Annotated in this window: 23 protein-coding genes; 5 read left to right on the plus strand and 18 right to left on the minus strand. The window is 68.9% G+C overall.

Going from position 1 to position 23,673, the window contains the following annotated elements; all coding sequences use genetic code 11:
* Window positions 1-43 precede the first annotated feature (43 nt).
* From D2T30_RS03690 to D2T30_RS03700, 3 genes are all read left to right on the plus strand, one after another.
* Complete coding sequence (locus tag D2T30_RS03690) at window positions 44-775, plus strand: metallophosphoesterase (protein WP_128207689.1); 732 nt, start codon at window positions 44-46, stop codon at window positions 773-775.
* A gap of 84 nt (window positions 776-859) precedes the next feature.
* A complete protein-coding gene (gene bktB, locus D2T30_RS03695) occupies window positions 860-2,035 on the plus strand; it encodes a beta-ketothiolase BktB (RefSeq protein WP_128207690.1) in 1,176 nt (391 codons plus the stop codon).
* A 104-nt stretch (window positions 2,036-2,139) separates the two neighbouring features.
* The gene (locus D2T30_RS03700; RefSeq protein WP_128207691.1) at window positions 2,140-3,135 is read left to right on the plus strand and encodes a bile acid:sodium symporter family protein; all 996 of its coding nucleotides are present in this window, start codon (window positions 2,140-2,142) and stop codon (window positions 3,133-3,135) included.
* On the opposite strand, the gene D2T30_RS03705 is transcribed toward D2T30_RS03700, so the two are convergent.
* The 3 genes from D2T30_RS03705 to D2T30_RS03715 all read right to left on the minus strand — a co-directional run bounded on the left by D2T30_RS03705 (window position 3,132) and on the right by D2T30_RS03715 (window position 6,009).
* Entirely contained in the window at window positions 3,132-4,295 is a 1,164-nt protein-coding gene (locus tag D2T30_RS03705; protein WP_128207692.1) for a PQQ-dependent sugar dehydrogenase, read from the minus strand. The genes D2T30_RS03700 and D2T30_RS03705 overlap by 4 nt on opposite strands.
* Window positions 4,296-4,383: 88 nt before the next feature.
* Window positions 4,384-5,460, minus strand: a complete 1,077-nt coding sequence (locus D2T30_RS03710) for a phosphotransferase (RefSeq protein WP_164884194.1) — start codon at window positions 5,458-5,460, stop codon at window positions 4,384-4,386.
* A 72-nt stretch (window positions 5,461-5,532) separates the two neighbouring features.
* Window positions 5,533-6,009 carry a MarR family winged helix-turn-helix transcriptional regulator gene (locus tag D2T30_RS03715; RefSeq protein WP_164884195.1) on the minus strand — a complete coding sequence of 159 codons (477 nt, stop codon included), beginning with the start codon at window positions 6,007-6,009 and terminating at the stop codon, window positions 5,533-5,535.
* A 101-nt stretch (window positions 6,010-6,110) separates the two neighbouring features.
* Between D2T30_RS03715 and D2T30_RS03720 the strand changes: the two genes are divergently transcribed.
* Entirely contained in the window at window positions 6,111-7,670 is a 1,560-nt protein-coding gene (locus D2T30_RS03720; protein ID WP_241651192.1) for an MDR family MFS transporter, read from the plus strand.
* Between the two features lie 147 nt (window positions 7,671-7,817).
* Here the strand turns inward: D2T30_RS03720 and efeO (D2T30_RS03725) are convergent, their stop codons facing one another.
* From efeO (D2T30_RS03725) to D2T30_RS03775, 11 genes are all read right to left on the minus strand, one after another.
* Window positions 7,818-8,675, minus strand: a complete 858-nt coding sequence (gene efeO, locus D2T30_RS03725) for an iron uptake system protein EfeO (protein ID WP_338325430.1) — start codon at window positions 8,673-8,675, stop codon at window positions 7,818-7,820.
* A gap of 10 nt (window positions 8,676-8,685) precedes the next feature.
* Window positions 8,686-9,969: an iron uptake transporter deferrochelatase/peroxidase subunit gene (efeB, locus tag D2T30_RS03730; RefSeq protein ID WP_128207695.1), complete on the minus strand. Its 1,284-nt coding sequence runs from the start codon at window positions 9,967-9,969 to the stop codon at window positions 8,686-8,688.
* Window position 9,970: 1 nt separating this feature from the next.
* Window positions 9,971-11,143 carry an iron uptake system protein EfeO gene (gene efeO / locus D2T30_RS03735; protein WP_128207696.1) on the minus strand — a complete coding sequence of 391 codons (1,173 nt, stop codon included), beginning with the start codon at window positions 11,141-11,143 and terminating at the stop codon, window positions 9,971-9,973.
* Complete coding sequence (efeU, locus tag D2T30_RS03740; protein WP_128207697.1) at window positions 11,136-11,969, minus strand: iron uptake transporter permease EfeU; 834 nt, start codon at window positions 11,967-11,969, stop codon at window positions 11,136-11,138. The genes efeO (D2T30_RS03735) and efeU overlap by 8 nt, the downstream gene beginning before the upstream one ends.
* Window positions 11,970-12,365: 396 nt before the next feature.
* Window positions 12,366-13,286, minus strand: a complete 921-nt coding sequence (locus D2T30_RS03745) for an energy transducer TonB family protein (protein ID WP_128207698.1) — start codon at window positions 13,284-13,286, stop codon at window positions 12,366-12,368.
* Entirely contained in the window at window positions 13,283-13,765 is a 483-nt protein-coding gene (exbD, locus tag D2T30_RS03750; protein ID WP_128207699.1) for a TonB system transport protein ExbD, read from the minus strand. Before exbD ends, D2T30_RS03745 begins: the two co-directional genes overlap by 4 nt.
* Window positions 13,766-13,771: 6 nt before the next feature.
* Window positions 13,772-15,037 (minus strand): tonB-system energizer ExbB, encoded by a 1,266-nt coding sequence (gene exbB / locus D2T30_RS03755; RefSeq protein WP_241651193.1) that lies wholly within the window; start codon window positions 15,035-15,037, stop codon window positions 13,772-13,774.
* A gap of 291 nt (window positions 15,038-15,328) precedes the next feature.
* Window positions 15,329-16,513, minus strand: a complete 1,185-nt coding sequence (locus tag D2T30_RS03760; protein ID WP_128182646.1) for an AI-2E family transporter — start codon at window positions 16,511-16,513, stop codon at window positions 15,329-15,331.
* Between the two features lie 135 nt (window positions 16,514-16,648).
* Complete coding sequence (locus D2T30_RS03765; protein WP_128207700.1) at window positions 16,649-16,894, minus strand: twin-arginine translocase TatA/TatE family subunit; 246 nt, start codon at window positions 16,892-16,894, stop codon at window positions 16,649-16,651.
* 47 nt (window positions 16,895-16,941) lie between these two features.
* Entirely contained in the window at window positions 16,942-17,271 is a 330-nt protein-coding gene (locus tag D2T30_RS03770) for a hypothetical protein (protein WP_128207701.1), read from the minus strand.
* A gap of 108 nt (window positions 17,272-17,379) precedes the next feature.
* Complete coding sequence (locus tag D2T30_RS03775) at window positions 17,380-18,435, minus strand: 2,3-butanediol dehydrogenase (protein ID WP_128207702.1); 1,056 nt, start codon at window positions 18,433-18,435, stop codon at window positions 17,380-17,382.
* A 301-nt stretch (window positions 18,436-18,736) separates the two neighbouring features.
* Between D2T30_RS03775 and D2T30_RS03780 the strand changes: the two genes are divergently transcribed.
* Window positions 18,737-19,975 carry a DUF2793 domain-containing protein gene (locus tag D2T30_RS03780; RefSeq protein ID WP_128207703.1) on the plus strand — a complete coding sequence of 413 codons (1,239 nt, stop codon included), beginning with the start codon at window positions 18,737-18,739 and terminating at the stop codon, window positions 19,973-19,975.
* Here the strand turns inward: D2T30_RS03780 and D2T30_RS03785 are convergent, their stop codons facing one another.
* From D2T30_RS03785 to D2T30_RS03800, 4 genes are all read right to left on the minus strand, one after another.
* Complete coding sequence (locus D2T30_RS03785) at window positions 19,976-20,746, minus strand: iron ABC transporter ATP-binding protein (protein ID WP_128207704.1); 771 nt, start codon at window positions 20,744-20,746, stop codon at window positions 19,976-19,978.
* Window positions 20,743-21,639, minus strand: coding sequence for an iron chelate uptake ABC transporter family permease subunit (locus D2T30_RS03790; protein ID WP_128207899.1), 897 nt, complete (start codon window positions 21,637-21,639; stop codon window positions 20,743-20,745). The genes D2T30_RS03785 and D2T30_RS03790 overlap by 4 nt, the downstream gene beginning before the upstream one ends.
* A 61-nt stretch (window positions 21,640-21,700) precedes the next feature.
* The gene (locus D2T30_RS03795) at window positions 21,701-22,669 is read right to left on the minus strand and encodes an ABC transporter permease (RefSeq protein ID WP_128207705.1); all 969 of its coding nucleotides are present in this window, start codon (window positions 22,667-22,669) and stop codon (window positions 21,701-21,703) included.
* Window positions 22,670-22,672: 3 nt separating this feature from the next.
* Window positions 22,673-23,572, minus strand: coding sequence for a siderophore ABC transporter substrate-binding protein (locus D2T30_RS03800; protein WP_128207706.1), 900 nt, complete (start codon window positions 23,570-23,572; stop codon window positions 22,673-22,675).
* Window positions 23,573-23,673 lie beyond the last annotated feature (101 nt).

Consider the following 23,673-nt stretch of genomic DNA (forward strand, 5'->3'; position numbering starts at 1 on the left):
GGCCCTCCGCCACGGCGGGGGGCCTTTTGCTTTCGGAGTTCCCATGCGCGCCTATGCTATCGGCGACATTCACGGTCATCTCGACCTGCTGAAGGTCGCGCAGGATCTGGTCCGGCAGGACCGCGAACGAACGGGCGACACCGCCGCGCCGCTTGTCCATCTGGGCGATCTGGTCGACCGCGGGCGCGAGACGCGCGGCGTGATCGAACACCTCATGCAGGGTCAGGCGCGGGGCGAGCCCTGGGTCGTGCTGCGCGGCAATCACGACCGGCTGTTCACCGGCTGGCTGACCGATCCCCATGCCCATGACCCGAACCTTTCGCACGAGGTCGAATGGCTGCATCCCCGCGTCGGCGGGGCGGCGACGCTGACCTCCTACGGGATCGTCAACCCGGCGGAGCGCAATCTGAATCAGGTCCATGCCGAGGCGCTGCTGAAGGTTCCCCCCACCCATCGCCAGTGGCTGTCCCGCCTGCCGGTGCGGTTCCTGCACGATCAGGCGCTGTTCGTCCATGCCGGGATCCGGCCGGGCGTCGATCTGCGCAGCCAGACGGAGGATGACCTGCTCTGGATCCGGGCCGAGTTCCTGAACGACACGCGCGACCACGGCGTGCTGGTCGTCCACGGCCATACCGCGATCGAAAGCGCCACCCATTACGGCAACCGGCTGAACATGGATTCGAGCGCGGCCTACGGCGGCCCGGTTTCCGCCGCGGTGATCGAGGGGACGCATGCCTGGCTGCTGACCCCCGAAGGGCGCGTGCCGCTTGGCTGAGTGACGTTTCGTCACTTGCGCCCCGCCCCCTCGCCCCCGGGCGGGGGCGGGACTAATCTCCCCCCGAAACGAATGGGGGGAACCATGACCGGCATTGTCATCCTGTCCGGCGCGCGCAGCGCGATCGGCACTTTCGGCGGCAGTCTTGCGGGGATCGCGCCCGCCGATCTGGCCGCGACCATCGCCCGCGCGGTCATCGCCCGCGCCGGGCTGGCACCCGAACGGATCGGGCAGGTGGTCTTTGGCCATGTCATCAACACCGAACCGCGCGACATGTATGTCTCTCGTCTTGCCGCGGTGCAGGCGGGCGTGCCAGTCGAGGCGCCCGCGATGAACGTCAACCGGCTGTGCGGATCGGGGGCGCAGGCCATCGTCTCGGCCACGCAGGCGCTGCAACTGGGGGATGCCGACTTCGCCCTTGCCGGTGGGGTCGAGGTGATGAGCCGCGCCCCCCACATCCTGACGCAGGCCCGCTTCGGCCAGAAGATGGGCGATGTCACCGCGCTCGACATGATGACCGGGGCGCTGACCTGCCCGTTCGGCACCGGTCACATGGGCGTCACCGCCGAGAATGTCGCCCGCGAAAGCGGCATCTCCCGCGCCGATCAGGATGCGTTTGCGCTGGAAAGCCAGACCCGCGCGGCGGCGGCGATCGCATCCGGCGCCTTCGCCGAAGAGATCGCGCCCGTCGAGGTTCGCACCCGCAAGGGCCCCGTCGCCTTCGACACCGACGAACATCCCCGCCCCACCACGGCCGAGGCGCTGGCCGGCCTGCGCCCGGTGTTTCAACGGGACGGCACGGTGACGGCGGGCAATGCCTCGGGCATCAACGACGGGGCGGGGGCGCTGATCCTTGCGCGGGCCGAGGCGGCGGAGGCCGCGGGCCTCACCCCGCGCGCCCGGATCACCGGCTATGCCATCGCCGGCGTTCGCCCAGAGGTCATGGGCTACGGCCCGATCCCCGCGGTGCGGCGGCTGTGCGAAAAGACCGGCCTGAGCGTCGGCGATTTCGACGTGATCGAATCGAACGAGGCCTTCGCCGCGCAGGCCATCGCCGTCAGCCGGACGCTTGGCCTTGATCCGGCAAAGGTCAATCCGAACGGCGGGGCCATCGCGCTTGGCCATCCGATCGGCGCGACCGGGGCGATCCTGACGGTAAAGACGCTCTATCATCTGGAACGCACCGGCGGGCGGCGCGGCCTGATCACCATGTGCATCGGCGGCGGTCAGGGAATCGCGCTGGCCATCGAACGGATCTGACCTTCTTGAACCCCCACCGCAGCCCCGCTATCAGGGGTGCGGGGCTGCGGCATGTCGGCGCAGCCGGACGGGAGCCGGACCTCCGGCCTGTGGCGGAGACGGAGATGGGCTACCTCAGAAGGCTTGGCATCGATGGCTACATGATGCTGCTTGTGGCGATGGTGCTGCTCGGGGCGCTGCTGCCCGCGCGCGGCATGGCGGCGGAGGTGCTGCATTTCGCCACCTATTGGGCCGTCGCGCTGCTGTTCTTCGTCTACGGGGCCAAGCTCGACCCGGCCTCGGTGCGGGCGGGGCTGCTGAACTGGCGGTTGCAGGGGCTGACGCTGGGGGCGACCTTCGTGCTGTTTCCGGTGCTGGGGCTGGGGCTGGCGGCGGTCTTCGGCGGCGTGCTGGGGCCCGAGATGACCACGGGGCTTTTGTTCCTGTCGCTGCTGCCCTCGACCGTGCAAAGCTCGATCGCCTTCACCTCGATCGCCGGGGGCAACATCCCGGCGGCGATCTGCGCCGCTTCGCTGTCGAACATGGTGGGGGTGGTGCTGACGCCGGCGCTGGTCTCGCTGGTGCTGCACCGCGACGGCGGCGGGGTTTCCGCCGATGCGGTGATCAAGATCGGCGAACAGATCGTGCTGCCCTTTGTCGCCGGGCAACTGGTGCGGCCGTGGATCGGCGCCTTCATCCGCCGGCACAAGCTGCTGACGATGATCGTCGACCGTGGCTCGATCCTGCTGATCGTCTATTCGGCCTTCAGCGCGGGCACCGTGGCGGGGCTGTGGTCGCATGTGCCGGCGTCGCGGCTGCTGCTGCTTTTCGGGGTGATCGCGGTGTTTCTGGCGCTGGCCTTCGCGGCGATGGCCGCCGCGGGCCGCGGGCTGCGCCTGCCCGGCCCGGATCGCAGCGCGCTGTTCTTCTGCGGCTCGACCAAGAGCCTTGCAAGCGGCCTGCCCATCGCCAGCGCATTGTTCCCGGCGGCCAGCGTCGGCGCCATCATCCTGCCGACGATGATCTATCACATCTCGCAGCTGCTGTTGTGTTCGATCATCGCGCAAAGGATCGCGCGGCACGTCCAGATCTCGTCGCCGGGCGCGGCCGGGCGCGGCTAGGCGTCCTCGCCCGGCGTCAGCCGGATCAGCGCGCCGCCCGGCCCGTCGGTCAGCACCATCACCGCACCGTCGCGCGCAACGGTCACGTCGCGGATCCGCCCCTGCCCCTGAAGGTGGCGCGCCTCGCCGGTGACCTTGCCGTCCTCGATCTTCAGCCGCACCAGCGCCTGTCCGCGCAGCCCGCCGATCAGCGCGTCACCCTGCCACTCGGGGAACAGCGCGCCGTCGTAGAAGGCCATGCCGCTCGGCGCGATGACCGGATCCCAGTAATAGACCGGCTGCTCGGTCCCCTCGGCCTGCGTGGCGCCCTGCCCGATCGGCCCGCCGCTGTATTCCACCCCATAGCTCGCCACCGGCCAGCCGTAATTCTTGCCCTTCTCGATCAGGTTCAGCTCATCCCCGCCGCGCGCGCCATGTTCGACGACCCAAAGCCAGCCATCCGGCGCGATCGCCGCCGACTGGATGTTGCGATGGCCGATGGTCCAGACCTCGGCGCTGCCGCCGGCCAGATCGATCCGGATCACCTTGCCAAGCCCGCTCTGCGGATCCTGCGCCAGGGGCCGCGCCTGCGTGACGGACCGATCGCCCGTGGTGACAAACAGCCCGCCCTGCCCATCGAGCACCAATCGCGAGCCGAAATGCTTGTCCGAGTTCCATGCCGGGTTCTGCTGAAAGATCACCCGCACGTCGGACAGCGCCGTGCCGTCGGGCGACAGGATCCCCGTGGCGACGGCGGTGGCATTGCCACCCTCGCGCGGTTCCGAGAAGCTCCAGAACAGCTGGCGCGAGGTGGCGAAGTCGTCGGCCAGAACCACGTCCAGCAACCCGCCCTGCCCGCGCGCATCGACATCCGGCACACCGGCGACCGGGTCCGAGACCGCGCCCTCGGGCGACACGATCCGCAGCCGCCCGGCCTTTTCGGTGACGATCCAGCCGCCGTCGGGCAGCTCCGCCATGCCCCACGGGCTGTCGAGCCGCGCGATCACCTGCTGCGCAGGTTCGGCCGAGGATATCACCGGGGCGCGGGTCTGGCCGGGGAAGGCCGGGCTTTGCGACGGGGCGTTCGGGGGTGCGGCATTGAAATCCTGCGCGGGCGCGGCCAGCGGAAGCAGCGCCGCGGAAACGATCCACATCAGGCGGCGGGGGATCAGCGAGGTCATCGGTCCGGTCCTTCGTCGTTGGGTCGGGACCAGCTTTGGCCAGATCGCCGCGCGGGGGAAGCCCCGCCCCCATCACGATCGCGCCAGATCAGCGCAGGACATGCACGAAAGCCTCGGTCACCGCGCCGGGCGGCAGCGCGGCAAAGCGCGCCAGCCCGTCCAGCGCCGCATCGTGATTGCGCAGGATATAGGCGGCGTTCTGCGGGTAAAGCCGCGCCCGCGTCCGGCTGATGACGACCGATGTCATCAGCCGCGCGACGATCAGATCGCGCAGCAGCACCAGTTCCGAGCGGCGCAGCGGCACGACCCGGTGATAGGCCCCGACCATCCGCAGGATCGGCGCCACCGGATCCGGCGCACCGTGGATCAGATAGCTCGCCGCCACCGCCACATCGACGATCAGCGGCGTCTTCACCATGTCGCCGAAGTCGAGCACCCCCGTCACCCGTCCGGGATCGGCGGGATCGACCAGCAGGTTGTGGTGGTTCATGTCGTTGTGCACCACCTGCCAGCGCAGGCCCCGCAGACAGGGCAGGACGCGCGTTTCAAAGCGGTCGAGTTCGGCGTGCAGCCGCGCGCGCAAAGGGGTATCGGGCAGCGCCTCGACCAGCGGCAATAGCCGCGCGGCATGGCGGATGTCCCACAGGATTTCATGCGCGGCGGCCTCGTGGCGGAAATCGCGCAGCGCCAGCCCCAGCCGGGCGGCAAGATCGCCGATCTGCGCCGCCGTCTGCGGCCCCGCGCCGACATGCGCCAGAGGCGTGCCCTCGACCCAGCTCAGCAGCCGCGCGACCGTCGTGCGTCCGTCGGGCAGCGTCACCGGCACCTCGTGGCGCCCGTCGCGCGCCGCCACCACATGCGGCACCCGCAGGTCGGGCGCCTGCCGTTCCAGCCACAACAGCGCCTCGGTCTGAAGGTTCGTATCGGCGGCGGGTTCGGCCGGATTGGCGAATTTCAGCGTGTAGCCCGGGCCGTCCGTGCGGATGCGAAAGGTCGTGTCCCGTTCGCAGGGCAGGCTTTCCGCCGCGCCCTCCACCCCCCAGTGCAGGGCAAGCAGGGCCTGCGCCTCGTCGCCGGTCACGGCGGGCGGGGTGCTGTCGAGAAGGACCCGGAAGATCGGATCCGCATCCGGGCCGGATATCTCGGAGCCGGGGATATGGGACATGCAAGCCTCCGCAGCAGGGCGCATCGGTGACAAGATATCATCGCGGCCGGGGCGTCAACGCCCCGCTCCGGATCACGACGGCGGGGTGAGCCGTTCCTCCCACGACAGGATGAAGGTCTCGAAGGCGCGGGCGAAATCCGCAAGATCCGCCTCGGGCCAGTCGCCGACGATCTCGCCGATCACCTCGCGCTTCATCTGGCGGATCTCGGTGCAGATGCGGTTGCCGCTGTCGGATCGCAGCAACACCGCGCGGCGGGCGTCGCGCTGCGACACGGCGCGCAGCAGGAAGCCCTTCTCCACCAGTTCCGCCACCAGCCGGCTGGCGCGCGAGGGATGGATCCGCAGCACCCGCGCGATGTCGCCGACCGAGACCTCTTCCCCGCCGTCCTGCGCGGGCACCAGTCCCAGCACGTCCAGATCCGACAGATCAAGCATCGGCGCCACCCGGTCCAGCACCCGGCGCCCGATGACCCGCCGCCCGATCAGCACGCGCAACCGCCCCATCGCATCCGAGATGCGGGCGATCTCCTGTTCCCTGTCCGGCGGCATGGCCATATTCACCCAGATTGGTTGACATTGACATATATGTGCTAATATCACACTTTTAGACGCAAGCCGCAATCCGAAAGCCGCCCACCGAAAGTCGCTCCATGCCCACGACCGCCGCGCTGCCCGCCGATAGTCCCGCCGAACGCCCGGCGGTCACCCCCCGGCTGCGGCTGGTGATCTTCTGCTTCCTGATGCTGGGCATGTTCATGGCGACGCTGGACAACCAGATCGTGTCGACGGCGCTGCCGACGATCATCGGCGAATTCGGCGCGCTGGAACGGTTCGGCTGGATCAGTTCGTCCTACCTGCTGGCGCAAAGCGCGATCATGCCGGTCTATGGCAAGCTCGGCGATCTGTTCGGGCGGAAATACGTGATGATCACCGCGGTGGCGCTGTTCACCTTCGGCTCCCTCGCCTGCGGGATGGCCTGGTCGATGGACAGCCTGATCGCCGCGCGGGTGTTGCAGGGGCTGGGCGCCGGGGGGATCATGGTGTCGATCTTCGCCATCAACGCCGACCTGTTTCCGCCGCGCGAAAGAGCCAGATACCAGAGCTTTTCGAGCCTCGTGCTGATGGCGTCGGGCTCGATCGGGCCGGCGCTCGGCGGCGGGCTGAGCCAGACCTTCGGCTGGCGCTCGATCTTCCTCATCAACCTGCCGATCGGGGCGGTGGTGGTGACGGCGCTGCTGATCCTGCTGCCGCGCTGGCGCCCCGACCGGACGCCGAAGATCGACTATGCCGGGGCGCTGGCGCTGGCCGTCGCGGTTGCGGGCGTCGTGCTCTGGGCGGACAGCGAATCCATGTTCGGCTCCCTGCTCGCGCCCGCGGCGCTGGTGCTGCCGGTGATCTCCGTCCTCGCGGTGGCGCTGTGGATCAGGATCGAGCGGCGCGCCCCGGAACCGATCATCCCGCTCGCCCTGTTCCGCGACCGGAACTTCGGCCTCCTGCTGGTCGTCGCGGTGACAAGCGGCGCCATCGCCATCGGCATGGTGAACTACCACGCGCTGTTCCTGCAGATGACGACGGGGCTGTCGCCCGCCTCGGCGGGGCTGTTCTTCATCGCGGTGACGGGCGGGATCGCCATCGGCTCGCTCAGCGCCGGGCGGCTGATCGACCGCACCGGGGTCTACAAGCCATGGCTGGTGCTGGGCTTCGGCTTTTCGGTGCTGTGCCTCGGGGGGCTGGCCTTCGTGCCGCTCGGCACGCCGTTCTGGGCGCTGGCCGCGCTGCTTCTGGGTCAGGGCATCGCGATCGGGCTGGGCCAGCAGGGGCCGGTGATCGGGGCGCAGGTCTCGGCGCCCGCGCGCGATGTCGGCGCGGCGACGGGCGCGGTCACGCTGTCGCGGATGGCAGGGGCGTCGCTGGCGATTTCCATCTACGGCGCGATCCTGTCCGAAAGGCTCGCGCATCGCGTGATCCAGGGCGCGGGCGACGTGGCCAGCCTGACCCCCGCCAAGATCGCCGCCCTGCCCCCGGCGGTAGCGCAATCCGTGGCCGCCGCCTATCGCGCCGCCTTCCTCGATGTCTATCTGGTGGCGGCGGGCACCGCGGGGCTGGCGCTGATCGCCTCGCTGCTGCTGCGGCCGGTGGTGCTTGCTCCGGCGAAACAACCGGCGGTGAAGCCGCAAGCCGCCGCGCAGCCGCCCGTGACGGAACCCTGACCCGGTCCTCGCCACAGCCCGCGCCTCACCCCCCTTTTCCCATCATCTTTCCATAAATATCCCGGGGGTGAGCGCGAATGCGCGAGGGGGCTGGCCCCCTGCGACCCATCCGCTCGCACCCCCGGTTACAGACCCCGATTCCAGACCTCAGTTCAGCCCGAGCATCCCGCGCAGCGTCGACAGATCCTCGGCCAGCGTGTTCACCCGCGTCGACAGAACGGTGCGGTCGGCATCCGTCAGCTCGACATAGGACACATAGCCGCCGTCCTTGCGGTATTTCGCCAGCACGTCATCGACCGCCTTGAAATTCGCATCGGTCTTGGTGACGAAGGCCGGGTCCTTTTCCGCGATCAGCGGCTTCAGCAGGTCATAGATCTTTTCCGATCCGGCGAAATTCGCGTCGAAATCCCACAGGTCGGTGCGGGAATAGCGATCCTCCTCGCCCGAGATCTTGGTGGCGGCGACTTCTTCCATCAGCGCGGCGGCCCCGCCCACGACGACTTCGGGCGGGAAGGTCAGTTCGTTGATCCGCGCATCGAGCGCCTTCACATCCGTCAGCAACTGATCGGCATAGCCCTGCACCGGATCGGTCGAGCTTTCGACCCAGAGCGCATATTCGATCCGGTGGAAGCCGGTGAAGGCCTCGTCCGCCTCGGCCTTTTCGTAATCGTCGGCGCGCGCGTCGATCGCCCCGTCGAGGTCCGAGAACAGCTCGGCGATCGGCTCGATGCGTTCATAGCTCATCCGCGTGGGCGCAAAGAGCGACTTGGCCTTTTCCACGTCGCCCGCCTTGATCGCGGCGACGAAGGCCTCGGTGTCGGTGACAAGCTGGGCGGTGTTCTCGGCCACGTAGAGCTTGTATTCCGACAGCGGCCCGACCAGATCGAGCGTGGGCTCCGCGGCCATGCCCTGCGTCGCCATGCCGGCCGCGAAGGCCAGTGCGAGCGCCGTCGTCTTCAGATGAAATGCGACCATATCGGTCTCTCCTGTGTGATGAATCCGGATTGGCGTGAAGTCAGAGGCTTCTGGCTGCGGCGATCAGTCCGGAGCCGAGGTAATCCCCCGGCCCCGCGACCCCCGGCAGGGCAAAGAAATAGCCGCCGCCGAAGGGTTTGAGATATTCCTCCATCTTTTCGCCGTTCAGGCGGTTCTGCACGGCGATGAAGCCGGCATCCAGATCGGCCTGATAGCAGATGAACAGCAGGCCCTGATCGAGCTGGCCGTTCTTCGTCACGCCGTTCGAATAGTTGAAGGCGCGGCGCAGGATAAGGTTCTTTTCCGTCTCGGGCCGGCGCGGATTGGCCAGCCGGATATGGGCGTCGAGGGGCGTGATCTTCCCCTCGGGGTCCCGGGCGTAATCGGGCACGTCGCGTTCTGTCGCATGCGGGCCGCCGTCGAGCGGCGCCCCCGACATCTTGCGCCGGCCGAAATCGCGTTCCTGTTCGCCAAGCGGCGTGCGGTCCCAGCGTTCGACGAAATTGCGGATCAGCCGCACGGCCTGATAGCTGCCGCCCCGCGCCCATGCGGGTTCCTCCGCGCCCACCCAGACGATGCGGTCCATCAGCGCGGCATCGTTCGAGTCCGGATTGGCCGAACCGTCGCGGAAGCCAAAGAAATTCCGCGCCGAAGGGGTCGAGCCATCGGGCGCGGGCGGCACCGGCGGCACGTCGCCCTGCTGCATCCAGCGGATGACGAGGAATTCCGACAGGTTCTTCATGATGTCGCGGAGCGCGTGGATATTGGTGTCCTGCAGATTGGCGCAGAACTGGATGGTCATGTCGCCGTGGCACTGCCCCGCCACCAGCGCGTCGTTCGGAAACTGCACCATCCGCTGCAGATGCGCGGGCTTCAACGGGCGAAGCCAGTCGAACCGCTCGAACAGGGCATCGCCAAGCGCCACGGTGATCGTCTGGTTGTCGGGCGCGACCACGGGGCCGAGCAGGCCGGAATCGGCGGGCGGCAGGCGCGGATCGCGTTCCGGCACCGGGCCGCCCTGGGTCAGGAACTCGGCGCGTTCGGTCAGCAGGCGCAGCATCCGGTCCAGATCCTCAGGCCCGGTGATCGCCAGATCGAAGGCCACCATGATCCCCGCCGCCGGACGCGGGGTGGTGATGCCCGCCTGATGCGGCCCGTGGAACGGCACCGACTGCGCCGCGGTCTGCGCATCGCCATGCGGGGCGTCGTTGACCATCGGCGCATCGGCCGCGGCCTCCTGCGCGAAGGCCCCGGCCACACCGGCGCCCAGTCCGATCAGCACGCGGCGGCGGCTGGGTCCCGTATCCCTGTCCGATTGTCCCATCTCAGTTCATCCCGATCACGTCCTGCAACGCGCCAAGCGCGGCCCCGAGCCCGGTCATGTCCGTGGCCAGCGCCGCGCGCCGGTCGGCGGGGACCGTGGCATAGGGGGGAAATCCCCCGCCCTGCTTCAGCGCGTCGATATCCGCCTGAACCTGCGCCAGCCGGGCGCCGATCCGTTCGTCAAGCCGCGGATCGACCGGGGCGACGACGGCACGCAGCAATCCGACAAGTTTCGCCACCCCCTCGACGCTCGCCTGAAGATCGGCGAGGTCGTTGCCCGCATAGATGTTCTCGCCCTCGGTGATCTGCCCCTGCGCGATGCGGTCCACCGTATCGACGGGGAGCGAGATCAGCAGTTGCGGGTCCAGCGGCGCCTCGCGCAGGCGGGTCTTCAATATCTCCAGATCGGTGACAAGCTGATCGGCGACGGGCAGCAGGCCCTCGGTCGAATTGCGGGCGAACAGGCCGTATTCGAGGCGGTGATAGCCGGTGAAGGCCGGATCCTCCTCCCGCCCCGCAAGATAGGTCGCGCGCGCGTCGATGCGGCCTTCCAGATCGGAAAAGCGATAGGCGAGCGGCTGGATATGCCGCCACGGCAGCCGCGCCGCCGCCCATGCGGTTTGCGCCGCCGCCACGTCCCCCGAAGCGATCGCCGCGCGCAGATCCTGCGCCGATTTCAGCGCGGCATTGCCCTGCATCACCAGATAGACCCGGTATTCCGACAGGGGCCCGAGGAACTTGCGCAAGGTCACCTCGGAGGCCGCCTGCGCCGCCTCGTCCGAGGGGGTCACGATCAGCGTGCCGCGCGGGTTCGACAGCAGCCCGCAGGCCATCTGGTAGCTGCCCGGCTGCAACTGCACCGTCAGCCCGGCGCGGAAGCCGGGGGCGATGTTCTCGCGCTCCGCCAGCACCATCACCCCGTCGAGGATTTCCCATTCGATTGGCCGGTCCGAGGCGTTGATGATCTCGAAGCTGCGCCTGCCGCCGGGGACCGAAAGCTCCATCGGCTCGCAGGCGGTGGCGGTGATGGTGACGGTGCGGTCCGCCGTCTGGCCGCGCGCCGCCTCGGCGTTCTTCAGCGTGGCGTAGTAAAAGGCCGCGCCGCCCGCGACGGCAAGGCAGGCCGCCGCCGCGACGGCCCAATACAGATGCCGGTTCGAGGCGGGATCAGACATCGGACACCCTTCCAAGGCGTGCGGCCGGTTGCGGGCGCAGGAACAGCGGCACCGTCACGGCGAGGAAGACCAGATAGATGATCACCTCGCCCAGTGTCGGCGCCTCGCGGTAGCCCAGAAGGCCCGAGAGGACGGTGCCGAAGGGGCTGCTTTCGGGCAGCACCCGGCCGAGGTCGAAGACCACCTGTTGCATGGAATTCCACAGCCCGGCCTCGTGCAGCGCGCGGAGCGAGCCCGCCAGAAGCCCCGCCGCGACGAAGAGGATGAACACTCCCGTCCAGCGGAAGAAGCGCCGCAGGTCGAGCCGCAGCGCCCCCGCATAGATCGCCCAACCCGCCGCGACGGCGACCAGCAGGCCGAGCAGCGCCCCCACCGGAGCGGCGGCACTTGGGCTTTGCTGGAAAATGGCGAGCAGGAAGAAGACGGATTCCAGCCCCTCGCGCGCGGTGGCCAGAAACACCATGAAGATCAGCGCCCAGGCCCCGCCCTCGCGCGTGTTCAGTGCCGCGTCGACCGAGGCGTGCAGTTCCGTCCGGATCGAGCGCGCGACCCGCCGCATCCAGAACACCATGCCGACCAGCACGGCGACCGCCAAAAGGCCGATCAGCGCCTCGAACAGTTCCTGCGCCTTTTGCGGGAAGCCCGTCGAAAGAAGCTGGATCGCCGCCCCGGTGAACAGCGACAGTGCCACGGCAAGGAAGATCCCGATCCAGACCGCGGGCAGCCAGTGCCCCCGCCCCGTCTGGCGCAGATAGCCCGCGATGATGCCGACGATCAGGGCCGCTTCCAGCCCCTCGCGCAGCATGATGAGGAAAGGAGCCAGCATTCCTGCCTCCGTAGTGGTTCCGACCAGTGTCCGTGTCGGTCCGGCGCGGCACTCGGGATCAGGCGTCTGCCTGTCCGTGCCACACCATGATGCCGGAACAGAGGGAAGTCAATTCCGATAGAAAAGATCGGAAAAACCGGGTGGAAAGCGGTGCGGATTGGTCCGGGACCTTGGGCGCACCCAGCCGGAGGGATCCTGTCCGGCGGAGAAGAGGGGCGCTGCCCCGTCGGGGCAAAGCCCCGACTCCCCGGGATATTTATGGAAAAACGACGGCAGGGCGCGCGGGCGGGCCGGAGGAAGGATGCGGGAAGGATGGCGCGTGCCGGGTCCGAGGAGGGATGCGGGAATCTGGAAGCGAAAGGGGCCCGAAGGCCCCCGTTCTCAGCGAAGCCCGTCTCAGCGAAGATCGAAGCGCACGGGCGCGGTGATCGTCAGGTTGACGCCCGGCGGCGGCGCGGGCACCGGCGAGGCGCGCTGCACCATTTCCACCACGGCCCGGTCGAGCGCCGGATAGCCCGAGCTTTTCGCGAGCCGCGAGGACAGGACATTGCCCGCCGCGTCGATGACGAAGGTGACATGCGCCACGCCCTGTTCGCGCTTCGCCCGCGATTCCGCCGGATAGCGCTTGCGCCGTTCCAGATGCGCCATCAGCCGCGAACGCCATTTCGCCGGGGCGACCTTCGCCCCCGCGCCGGCGGCCGTCTGGGCGGCGGCGTTGCGGTTCGACTGCTGCACCTGCGCGGCGGCGGCGGTCGAGGCCTGCGACGGGGCCTCCTTGCGTTCCCGGCGATGTTCCCGTTCGCGGCGCGGCTTTTCGACGACACGCTTTTCGGGTTCGGGTTCGCGGATCTCGGGGCGCTGCATCGGGCGGCGGTGCGGGATCACCACGGCGGCCTCTTCGACCGGAGTCTCGATCTCGTCGGGGATTTCCTCGGCGATCTCGGGTTCCGGATCGGGCAATGGCGGGGGTTCGTCCTCGACCACCTCGGGTTCGGGCGGCGGGGGCGTATCCTCGACGACCTCGGGTTCCGGTTCCGGCGGTTCGGGCGGGACCTCGTCCGACAGGACCTCTTCGGAATTCTGCATCTGGTCGGTGATGTTCGAGCTGTCGGTGTTCACCGCCTCGGACATCGGGGCCAATTCCAGCATCAGCGCGGGCGCGGGGGAATCCGCGGCCGGCAGTTCCGGCGAATGGCGCAGCAGAAGCGCGACGCCCCCCGCATGGGCACCGACCACGAACATCGCCGCCGACGCCCAGAGAGCCGCGCCCCCAAGGCGCCGCCCCCGTCCGTGAAATTCGTTCGCCCAGCCCTTCATGGCGCGGTGACACCTCCTGCTGCCGGGGCGGCCTGCCCGTTCGCGGCCTGCGCCGCCTGCGGGGTCAGCTCAAGGCCGACCAGCGCGACCTTCAGATACCCGGCCGCGCGCAGCGCGTTCAGCGTGTCGGTCAGGCTGCCGTAATCCACCGTCTTGTCGGCGCGCAGGAAGACGCGGGTTTCCTTGTCGCCGTCCGTCGCCCGTTCCAGCGCCGTCGCCAGTTCCTCGCGCGGGATCTTTTCCTCGCCGACCGCGAGCGTGTGATCGGCCTGGATCGTGAGGTAGAGCGGCTTGTCCGGCCGGTCCGCCGGCTGCGCGGTCGAGGCCGGCAGATCGACGTTCATGTCCACCGTCGCCAGGGGCGCCGCCACCATGAAGATGATCAGCAGCACCAGCATCACGTCGATGAAGGGCGTGACGTTGATTTCATGGCTTTCGTCGAGGTCGAAGCCGCTGTCCTGTCTGATACCGCCTGCCATCTGCGTTTACTCCGCCGCCTGCCGCGGGTGGACGACCCCGGCCTGCGGCATCTTGCGGAAATCGAGATCGCGGCTGACGAGGATCTCCACCCCGACCCCGGCGTCCGACAGGATCTGGCGATAGCGGGCGATCGTGCGCGCGAAATGGTTGTAGATGATGACCGCCGGGATGGCCGCGACAAGGCCGAGGGCGGTGGCCAGAAGGGCCTCGGCGATGCCGGGGGCGACGACGGCGAGGTTGGTGGTCTGCGCCTTCGAGATGCCGATGAAGGCGTTCATGATCCCCCAGACGGTGCCGAACAGCCCGACGAAGGGCGCGGTGGAGCCGATCGTCGCAAGGAGGCCGGTGCCGACCGAGACCTTGCGGCCCGCCCCCGCCTCGATCCGGCGCAGAGAGGCTTCGACGCGTTCCTTGACGCCATCGCCGCCGGCGAAGTCCAGAACGGGTTCCGAGGTCGCGATCTCTTCGCGTGCGGCGCGCAGCATCAGCGCGGCCGGGCCACCGCGTTCGCCGATGCGGCGGGTCGCTTCGTCAAGGGTGCGGGCCTCGTGCACGGCCAGCAGCGCCGTCCGCGCCCGGCGCTTGGCGACCGACAGCTCGATCGTCTTGGCGATGAGCACGGTCCAGGTGACCAGCGAGGCGACGGCAAGGCCGATCATCACCAGCTTCACCACGATGTCGGCCTGACGGAACATGCCCCAGGGCGAGAGGTCGTGCGGCAGGTTCGGATCGGCCTCGACCCGGGTGAAGACATGGGTGATGGCGCCGGCCGGATCCTCGAAGACATTCGGCATCGGCGCGGGAGGTTCCACCACGGGCGCCTCGACAACGGGGGCTTCGGTGGCGGGGACGGCCTCGGCCGCCGGGGCATCGGTCGCGGGGGCGGTCGGCGCGTCGGCCGCCGGTGCGGTGTCGGTCTGATCGACAGGGGCTGCCGGGGTTTCCGCCGTTTCCGGAACCTGAGCCGGCGTGGTTTCCGCCGCGCCTTCCGGGGCGGCGGTCTCGGGCGCGGCCGGGGTGGCTTCCGGAGCCGGGGTCGCGGGGGTGGCTTCCGGAGCCGGGGTCGCGGCTTCGGGCGCGGGGGTGATTTCCGGGGCCGGGGTCGCGGCTTCGGGCGCGGGGGTGATTTCCGGGGCCGGGGTCACGGTATCCGGGCTCGGAACGTCCTGAGCCCAGAGAGGCGCTGCCGCCAGCATCTGCCCCGCCACGATCATCGCGGTGATCGAAACATAGCGTTGCAGCCGATGCGGTGTCTGGTCTGGGTGGGTCATTCTCGAGCGTCTTCCTGTCTCATCTGCGCCCGCGCCGGAATGCCCGGGCCGTTCGGCCGGAACCGATACCCCCGAAGAAGCGGACGCAATCTGCGAATTTGATCTGGCTACGCGCACCGGGCCGGAATGGGCCCGGAAACATGGCTCTTGCATCGCTTATTGCGAAGTGGAGGTGACGGCGCAAGTCCGCAAGCGTGGCTGCGGGCAATTTTCTGACAATATATGTCAGATTTTATCTCGCAGGCCCCGATCGGCGGCTTCCGCGGCGCGGCGCGAACCGGATGCGGGGGGTCAGCGATTGTCCTCGGGCGATGATTCGCTTGCGCCGGGGGTGGCGATCTCGCGTTGCCATTCGCGCCAGATGGTCACCAGAAGCGCCATCAGCACCGGGCCGACGAACAGCCCGACGATGCCCATGGTCTTCACCCCGCCGATCAGGCCGAACAGCGTCGGCAGGAAGGGCAGCTTGACCGGGCCGCCGACCAGAACCGGGCGGATCGTCTTGTCGACGATGAACAATTCGACCGAGCCCCAGACGAACAGCCCAAGCCCGGCGACCCCGTGGCCCGTCGCCGCGAGGTAGATGGAGACCAGCGTGAACGACAGCGGCGCGCCGCCCGGGATCAGCGCCATGAAGCCGGTGATGACGCCAAGCGTCACCGGCGACGGCGCCCCCGCGACCCAGTAGGCGACGCCCAGCACGACACCCTCGCCAATGGCGATCAGGGTCATGCCCGTCACCGTGGCCGAGATGGTCGCCGGCACGACGCGCGACAGCCGGTCCCAGCGGGTCGGCAGGATGCGCAGGCCAACGCGGTCGATCTGCGCCTCGATCCTCTCGCCGTCGCGGTAGAAGACGAAGAGCGTGACCAGCACGAACAGCAGCGTCAGCGCCAGATGGAAGGCCAGCGCCCCCGCCGTCAGCACGCCGCGATAGATCGCCCCGATGTTCGAGCCGGAAACCAGTTGCACCAGCTCGCCGACCGCGCCGGGGCGGCCGACGTGCTGGCTCCACATCTCGTCGAGCCAGGGGCCGATGCGCGGCAGGTCGACCATCCACGGCGGCGTCGGCGCGCCGGCCGAGTTCAGCTCGAACAGCCAGCCGATCCAGCTTTGCAATTCGCCGAAGGCATAAAGCAGCGCCATGGTGATCGGCACGACGAGGAAGCACACGATCAGCAGCACGAGGATGGCGGCGGCGGCGGTCCGGCCGAAGCGCGCCACCGCCCATTGCCGGATCGGCCAGCTTGCCAGCGCGATCACCCCCGCCGCCAGCACCGGCACGAGGAAGCCGTAGAAGAAATAGACCGAGGCCGCGATGATCCCCAAGAGCAGCCAGCGCGCCGCCGAGATGTCGGAAATCAGCGGGCGGCGAAAGACGTGTCGGGCCTGCGGATGGGGCGGTGTGTCGGATGGGGACCGGGGGGCCGCGCCGAAGATCTTGCTGTCCGCATCCGGGTGGGAATCCGTCGCCATATCCATCCTGTCATCGCCCGCGCCGGGGGCGCAATCGTCACGCCCCGTCGGGGCTTTGGCCAACCCTGTGGCAGCGGACCGGCGGTGTCAACCGCACCCGGCGCGCGGACCGCCCGAAGGCGGCCCGCAGTCCGGTCAGGTCAGCGTCTTGTCGGCGGCCTGCGGCTGCGGCACCGGCGCATCCTGCGCGGTGCGGTCTTCCACCGCCGGGGCCGGCTGCGCCGCCGCGGCGGCATTTTCATCCTCGACGCCGCGCTTGAAGGCGGTCACGCCGCGGCCCACCTCGCCCATCAGCGCGGAAACCTTGCCCTTGCCGAAAAGGACAAGGACGACGACGGCGATGAGCAGCAGGTGCGGCAGGGTCAAAGCATTGTTCAACATGGGGTATCTCCTGATTGAAAGCGGCCGGGTCAGGCCGGGACAGCGGATCAGGATCGTTCGGGAGAGGCGCGGCTTGCAGGCCGCAACCAGTCGGCCTGCTGCGGCAGGGGGCCGGTGGCCGTCCAGCCGGCGCGCGTGATTCGGTCACATGGCGCGGGCGGCACGGAGGCCGCCGGGGGGATCGTCGCAAGGCCATCCGGCGCATCGCCCATAGGCCCGGCGGGCAGGGCGGCACTTGCGATCCCGGCCGCGGGCGCGAGGGCAAAGGCGACCTTGGCCGCCACCGCCTCCCGCGGGAGCAGCATGGCGAGAAAGAGGGCCAGAACCCCCATGAGTCCCAAGGCGGACTGCAGGCTGCGAACCAATGCGTTCATCATGCGCAATGCTCGCATGATCCGTCCGGCGGGGGCAATGAACTTGCCGTGATCGGCGAACGGAACAGGCCCCGCGATCGCCCGCGGGGCCTGTGTCTTCCGGTCCGCCGATCAGGCGTCGGGCTGGACGAGAATCTTGATATGCGTCTTTTCCCGCACCAGCGCGTCGAAGCCTTCCTCCACGATGTCGTCGAGCTTGATGCGTTTCGTCACCAGCTTGTCGGCCGGGAAGAAGCCGCGCTGCATCAGCTCCATCACCGCCGGGAAGACGTCGCGATAGGCAATCGTGCCCTTCAGCGTGCGTTCCTTCAGCACCACGGTATTGGGCTGGAAGGGCGCCTCCTTTTCCCAGATCGAGACGATCATGGTTTCGCCCTCGAACTTCGTGGCGTCGATGCATTGTTGTAGGACCATCGGCACGCCGGTCACCTCGAAGGCCACGTCGACGCCGCCATCGGTCAGCTCGCGCAGGCGCGCGGCGGCATCCGTCTCCTTCGGGTTGATGACCACGTTGGCGCCCAGTTCCTTTGCCTTCACGCCGCGCTGTTCCGACAGCTCGACGACGAAGATCTGCGCCGCGCCCGCCGCCTTCAAAGCCTCGACCAGCAAAAGCCCGATGGGACCGGCGCCGAAGACCGCCGCCGTGCCGCCCGCGCGCAGCGAGCTGATCCGCACCGCATGCAGCGCCACCGCCGCCGGTTCGACCAGCGCGCCCTGTTCGAAGGACAGGCCCTCGGGCATCTTGTGGACCCAGCGTTCGCCGACCACCGTATAGGGGGCAAAGCCGCCGCCCTCGCCGGACAGGCCGTGGAAGCCCAGCTTTTCGCAGATGTTGTATTTGCCGTGGCGGCAGGCCTCGCATTCGCCGCAGGCGAGGATCGGTTCGACCACCACGTGATCGCCCACCTTGACCTTGGTGACGCCCTCGCCGACCTCGGCGACCTCGCCCGAGAATTCGTGCCCCATCACGATCGGCGCGACATCGCCGCTGACCGGATGCGGGGTCTTCACCGGGACGAAGATCGGCCCGGCCAGATATTCGTGCAGGTCCGACCCGCAGATGCCGGTCCATTTCACCCGCACTTTGACCTTGCCCGCCGTCACCTCCGGTTCGGGGATGTCATCGACGCGGATATCCTTGGCGTTATGCCAGCGTGCCGCTTTCATGGTGTCAACTCCTCTCTGCGCCGTCTGTTCGACTGTATGGTGCGAGATTAGCGGGAATGTGTCGAATCCACTTTGATCCGGATCAGACACCCATGGATTTTGACGCCAATCCCCCAAACAGCCTTCTGCTTTTCGTGTTTCCATAAATATCCCGGGGGTGAGGCGCATGGCGCCGAGGGGGCAGCGCCCCCTGCCGCCCCCTCCACCCGCGCGACGCCGGGCAGCAGCGCACGGCGCGGCCACAGCGGATTAACCCCGCTCCCCCTACCCTGCGCGCCACCTTCCGGCGAATGAGGTCCCCATGTCCGACAGTTCCACGCTTTTATCCCTGCCCTACATCATGCCGTCGCAGGCGCAGAAGCATGTCACGCATAACGAGGCGATCGAGATCCTCGATGTGCTGGTGCAGCTTGCGGTGCTGGATCAGGGGCTGACAACGCCGTCCGCGACCCTGAACACGGGGGATCGCTACATCGTCGGCACGGGGGCGGGCGGCGCCTGGGCCGGGCGGGACGATTGCGTGGCCGTTTACGACGGCGAATCGCAGGGCTGGCGGTTCTTCACCCCGCGCGCGGGCTGGCGCGCCCATGTCATCGCCAGCGGCACCGAGGTCGTCTGGACCGGCACCCTCTGGGCGGCCACCGGCGGCTCCGGCGCGGTGACGACGCTGCCGCTGCTGGGCATTTCGACCACCGCCGATGCGACGAACCGGCTTGCCGTCGCGGCCGAGGCGACGCTGCTGACCCATGCGGGCGGCGGGCACCGGCTGAAGGTCAACAAGGCCGCCGCCGCCGAAACCGCGAGCCTGCTGTTCCAGAGCGACTGGTCCGGCCGGGCCGAGATGGGGCTGACCGGCTCGGACGATTTCGCGATCAGGGTGAGCGACGACGGCACCACCTTCGTCACCGCGCTGAGCTTTGAAGCCGCGACGGGCCTTGCCTCCGGCGCGGCGGTGCAGGCGGCGGCGGGTGATGCGACGGCGGGGCGGCTGATGCGGGTGGGCGCCTTCGGCCTTGGTGGCACGGCCCCGGTCGCGGGCAACATCGCCTCCGACCTCGCCCCCGGGTTCCACGGCTACGACACGGCGAGCGGCAGCTCCGGCGGACCGGCGGGTATCACGGCGGGCATCCTGCTGCATCAGCGCCGCGCGGCGGGGGCCGAGGTGCAGATCCTGATCGACGCGGGCGGCATCGTCCACAGCCGCGCACGGGCGGGTACGGGCTGGAACGACTGGCGCGCAAGCGGCGCGACGGGCGGCACCACCGCGCAGGGCCGCTACCGGCGCGAGGCGGATGGCACGCTGACCTGCTGGCAATCGGTGACGACGGCCACCTCGGGCGATGTCGCGGCGACCTTTCCCGCGGTCTTCGCCTCGGACTCCGGGCTGGTGACGACGACGGGCGTGGTGGGCGGAAATGGCGCCATCTCGGTCCGCATCACCGCGCGCAGCGCCACGGGGCTGTCGGTCGCGGCTTTCGATGCCAGCGGCGCGCGAATCGCGGTGACGGTGGATCTGGTCACCACCGGACCGGCGGCCTGATCACAGGTGATGCAGGATCAGGGGCCGGCCCTGATAGCTGCCGACCGTGATCGGCGTATCATATAGCTCCGACAGCCGGGGTTCGGTCAGAACCTCGGCCGGGACACCCTCGGCGAGGATGCGGCCATCCTTCATCGCCACCACGTGATCGGCCCAGCCCGAGGCGAAGTTCAGATCGTGCAGCACGATCAGCACCGATCGCCCCTCGTCCCGCAGCCGGGCAAGGTGGGCCATCAGCGCCCGGGCATGGGCAAGGTCCAGATTGTTCAGCGGTTCGTCCAGCAGCAGCCAGGGCGTTTCCTGCACCACGGTCATCGCCAGATGCGCCCGCTGCGCCTGCCCCCCCGACAATTCATCCATGAAGCGGTCCGCCAGCGGCAGCAGGTCGAAATCGGCCAGCGCCTTTTCGACGGCGGCGCGGTCCTTTGGCCCCGGACGGCCATGGCAATGCGGCCAGCGGCCGAAGGCCACCAGTTCCCGCACCCTCAACCGCGACACCAGCCCGCTGTGCTGGCCCATGAACGCCATCTCCAGCGCCAGCCGCGCCGAGGGCGTCTGCCGCACGTCGAGCCCGTTCACCGTGACCTCGCCCGTCTGCAACGGGTCGATCCGCGCGATCAGCCGGATCAGCGTCGATTTCCCCGCCCCGTTCGGCCCGATCAGCGCCGTCACCTTGCCCGACGGCAGCGACAGGTCGATCGGTTGCAGGATCGTCGTGCCGTGGATGCGATGGGTCACGCCCCGGACATCAATGCCCCCGGTTCCGCTCATCGTATCCGTCCTTTCAGAAGCAGCGCGAGGAACAGGATCCCCCCCGCGAATTCGATCACCACGCTCAGCACCGCCTGCCGGCCAAGGAACCGCTCGAACAGCCATTGGCCAAGGACCAGCAGCAGGCAGGCGATCAGCGCCGCCGTGACCAGCCGCAGCCGGTGCCGCGCCGCCGGGAACAGGCCATGCGTCAGCCCGGCGACGATCAGGCCAAGGAAGGCCACCGGCCCGACCAGCGCGGTCGAGACCGCGACCAGCACCGCCGTCAGCGCCAGCGCCCCGGTCATCACCACGCGGTAGCGCAGCCCGAGCGACACCGCCCTTTCGCGCCCCAGCCCCAGCACGTCGAGCCGCGGCCCCATCCACAGCGCCAGCCCCATCGCCGGCAGCGCCAGCGCCGCGCCCCAGCCGACCAGCGCCGCATTCGGCCGGCCGAAATTGGCGAAACTGACCGCCTGCACCGTCGCATAGGCGTTCGGGTCCAGCAGCCGCCCGATCAGCGAGGCCCCGGCGCGGAACAATATCCCCAGCACCACCCCGGTCAGGATCGTGCGGGCGATATCCTCGGCCGAACCGGCGCCGCGGCCCAGAAGCGTCCCGAACAGCGCCAGTGCAAGGGCGGTCATCAGCGCCGTCTCGATCAGGAATTTAGGCCCTCCGGGCAGCATGGCGAAGCCCGTCACACCGAGCATCGCCACCGCCAGCGTCTGGATCAGCAGGTAAAGCGCATCGAACCCCATGATCGAGGGCGTCAGGATCCGGTTGCGCGACACCGTCTGGAACAGCACCGTCGCCACCGCGACCGAAGCGCCGATCAGCACCAGCGCGATCAGCTTTTCCCATCTGAGCGCCAGCACGAAATCGCGCCGCCCGGCGCCAAGCCCCTGAAACATCCACAGGGCCGCCGCCACGCCCACCGCAAGCACCAGCAGGCCAAGCCGGATCAGGGTCTTCCTATCGCGCACGGCGGGGCCTCCGCCACAGCAGGATCAGGAACAGCGCCGCACCGACGACGCCCAGAACGGTGCCCGCCGGGATCTCATAGGGATGGATGACCAGCCGCCCGACAAGGTCCGATCCCAGCACCAGCATCGCGCCCCCCATCGCCGTGGGCGCCAGCGTCCGGCGCAGGTTGTCGCCCATCATCCGCGACACGATATTCGGCACCACCAGCCCGACGAAGGGGATCATGCCGACCGAGGACACGACCATCGCCGTCACCACCGCCACGACGACAAGGCCAAGCCGCATCACCGCCTGCGGTCTGAGCCCAAGCGCCGTCGCCGATTCCACCCCCAGCCCGAGGATCGAGAAACGATCCGCCGCGAACCAGGCGATGACCGCCGCGATCCCGGCGATCCACAGCAATTCGTAGCGCCCCGCGATCACGCCGGAAAATTCCCCGGTCAGCAGCCAGATCGACAGATATTGCAGCAGGTCGGTCTCCCAGCCGATCCACGTCACCGCCGCGCCCAGAATCCCCGCAAGGATCAGCCCAGCAAGGGGCACCAGAAACACCTCTTTCGGGGGCAGTCGGCGGATCACCTGCAGAAACAGCGTCACCCCCATCAGCGCGGTGACCGAGGCCACCAGCATCTTGACCCAGATCGGCGCTTCGGGCGCGATCAGCGTCACGGCGATCAGGCCAAGCGCCGCCGATTCCGGCGCGCCGGTGGTCGAGGGCTCGACGAAACGGTTGCGTGCGATCTGCTGCATCACCACCCCCGCCACCGCCAGCGCCGCCCCCGCCAGCATTGCGGCCAGCGTGCGCGGAATCCGCGAGACGGTCAGGAACAGCCAGGCCTGCGGATCGCTGAGCGACACATTCGCCGCCCCCACCGCAAGACTTGCCAGCGCCAGCGCCGCAAGCCCGGCCAGCGCCAGGACCCTGATCCAGCGATCCCTGTTCTGGCGGTCGTGCATGCCCTACCCGTTCAGGCTGGCAAGGATCTGGTCGAGCGTCTGCATCAGCGCCGTATAGCCGCCGCCCGCCACATACATCCCCGCGCCGCTGAGATAGAGGATATGGCCGTTCTTCGCGGCATTGGTCGTCGCCACCAGCGGATTGTCCAGCGTGATGCGGGCGGATTGCCCCTCCTCGCCGATCGCGGCGCTGCGGTCGATGACAAAGATCCAGTCGGGATTGGCCTCCGCGATGAACTCAAGCGACACCGCATCGCCGTGGTTTTCCGCCGACAGGCCCGCCCGCGCCTCGGGCATGCCGGTCGCGGTATGCAGCCAGCCAAAGCGCGAGCTGGCCCCATAGGCCGCGACCTTCGGCCCGTTGGTCAGCAGGATCAGCGCGCTGCCCCGCCCCTCGGCCGCCGCGTGCAACTCATCAAGCTTCGCCTGAAGCGAGGCGATCAGTTCGTCCGCCTTGTCCTGCTTGCCGAACAGCGCGCCGTAATCCTTCAGCCGCCGTTCCGCATCGCCCAGCACATCCGGGGAAACCGACATGTCGATCACCGGCGCGATCCGCCCGAGCGAGTCATATTGCGCCGCCGAGCGCCCGCCGACGATGATGAGGTCCGGGCCAAGGCCCGCGACCGCCTCCAGATCCGGCTCGAACAGCGTGCCGACCTTCGCCGCATCCCTCGACACGTCATCGAGGTAATCGACATAAAGCTTTTGCGGCACCCCGGCCACGGGCACGCCAAGCGCATGCAGGGAATCGATCGCCGCGACATCGTAGACGACGGGCCTCTCCGGCGTCTCGTCGATGGTCACGGGGCCGCGCGCCGTGGTCACCGTCACCGGATCGGCAACAGCCATGACGGCGGGGAAAAGTGCCAGAAGGCTGATCGCGGCAAGGCGGGGAAATGTCATCCTGCTCTCCTGATACATGGTCGGGTCCCGGACCGGCTGACGCCGGGTCTCGCGCCCCTGACTAACGGCTTGTCCGCGCCGGGTCCAGCAGGTAGCCTAGT

This window comes from Paenirhodobacter populi (assembly GCF_004022215.1).
Lineage (GTDB): Bacteria > Pseudomonadota > Alphaproteobacteria > Rhodobacterales > Rhodobacteraceae > Rhodobacter > Rhodobacter populi.

Excerpts from the sequence above, each read along its gene's own strand:
- D2T30_RS03710 (WP_164884194.1), bottom strand. The coding sequence starts at position 5,460 with ATGTCCCATATCCCCGGCTCCGAGATATCCGGCCCGGATGCGGATCCG.
- D2T30_RS03715 (WP_164884195.1), bottom strand. The coding sequence starts at position 6,009 with ATGCCGCCGGACAGGGAACAGGAGATCGCCCGCATCTCGGATGCGATG.
- exbB (WP_241651193.1), bottom strand. The coding sequence starts at position 15,037 with ATGACCCACCCAGACCAGACACCGCATCGGCTGCAACGCTATGTTTCG.
- D2T30_RS03770 (WP_128207701.1), bottom strand. The coding sequence starts at position 17,271 with ATGATGAACGCATTGGTTCGCAGCCTGCAGTCCGCCTTGGGACTCATG.
- D2T30_RS03780 (WP_128207703.1), top strand. The coding sequence starts at position 18,737 with ATGTCCGACAGTTCCACGCTTTTATCCCTGCCCTACATCATGCCGTCG.
- D2T30_RS03800 (WP_128207706.1), bottom strand. The coding sequence starts at position 23,572 with ATGACATTTCCCCGCCTTGCCGCGATCAGCCTTCTGGCACTTTTCCCC.
- D2T30_RS03760 (WP_128182646.1), bottom strand. The coding sequence starts at position 16,513 with ATGGCGACGGATTCCCACCCGGATGCGGACAGCAAGATCTTCGGCGCG.
- D2T30_RS03720 (WP_241651192.1), top strand. The coding sequence starts at position 6,111 with ATGCCCACGACCGCCGCGCTGCCCGCCGATAGTCCCGCCGAACGCCCG.
- efeU (WP_128207697.1), bottom strand. The coding sequence starts at position 11,969 with ATGCTGGCTCCTTTCCTCATCATGCTGCGCGAGGGGCTGGAAGCGGCC.
- D2T30_RS03790 (WP_128207899.1), bottom strand. The coding sequence starts at position 21,639 with ATGTTTCAGGGGCTTGGCGCCGGGCGGCGCGATTTCGTGCTGGCGCTC.
- D2T30_RS03765 (WP_128207700.1), bottom strand. The coding sequence starts at position 16,894 with ATGTTGAACAATGCTTTGACCCTGCCGCACCTGCTGCTCATCGCCGTC.
- efeO (WP_128207696.1), bottom strand. The coding sequence starts at position 11,143 with ATGTCTGATCCCGCCTCGAACCGGCATCTGTATTGGGCCGTCGCGGCG.
- D2T30_RS03795 (WP_128207705.1), bottom strand. The coding sequence starts at position 22,669 with ATGCACGACCGCCAGAACAGGGATCGCTGGATCAGGGTCCTGGCGCTG.
- D2T30_RS03705 (WP_128207692.1), bottom strand. The coding sequence starts at position 4,295 with ATGACCTCGCTGATCCCCCGCCGCCTGATGTGGATCGTTTCCGCGGCG.
- D2T30_RS03690 (WP_128207689.1), top strand. The coding sequence starts at position 44 with ATGCGCGCCTATGCTATCGGCGACATTCACGGTCATCTCGACCTGCTG.
- D2T30_RS03775 (WP_128207702.1), bottom strand. The coding sequence starts at position 18,435 with ATGAAAGCGGCACGCTGGCATAACGCCAAGGATATCCGCGTCGATGAC.
- D2T30_RS03745 (WP_128207698.1), bottom strand. The coding sequence starts at position 13,286 with ATGAAGGGCTGGGCGAACGAATTTCACGGACGGGGGCGGCGCCTTGGG.
- exbD (WP_128207699.1), bottom strand. The coding sequence starts at position 13,765 with ATGGCAGGCGGTATCAGACAGGACAGCGGCTTCGACCTCGACGAAAGC.
- D2T30_RS03700 (WP_128207691.1), top strand. The coding sequence starts at position 2,140 with ATGGGCTACCTCAGAAGGCTTGGCATCGATGGCTACATGATGCTGCTT.
- efeB (WP_128207695.1), bottom strand. The coding sequence starts at position 9,969 with ATGGGACAATCGGACAGGGATACGGGACCCAGCCGCCGCCGCGTGCTG.
- D2T30_RS03785 (WP_128207704.1), bottom strand. The coding sequence starts at position 20,746 with ATGAGCGGAACCGGGGGCATTGATGTCCGGGGCGTGACCCATCGCATC.
- bktB (WP_128207690.1), top strand. The coding sequence starts at position 860 with ATGACCGGCATTGTCATCCTGTCCGGCGCGCGCAGCGCGATCGGCACT.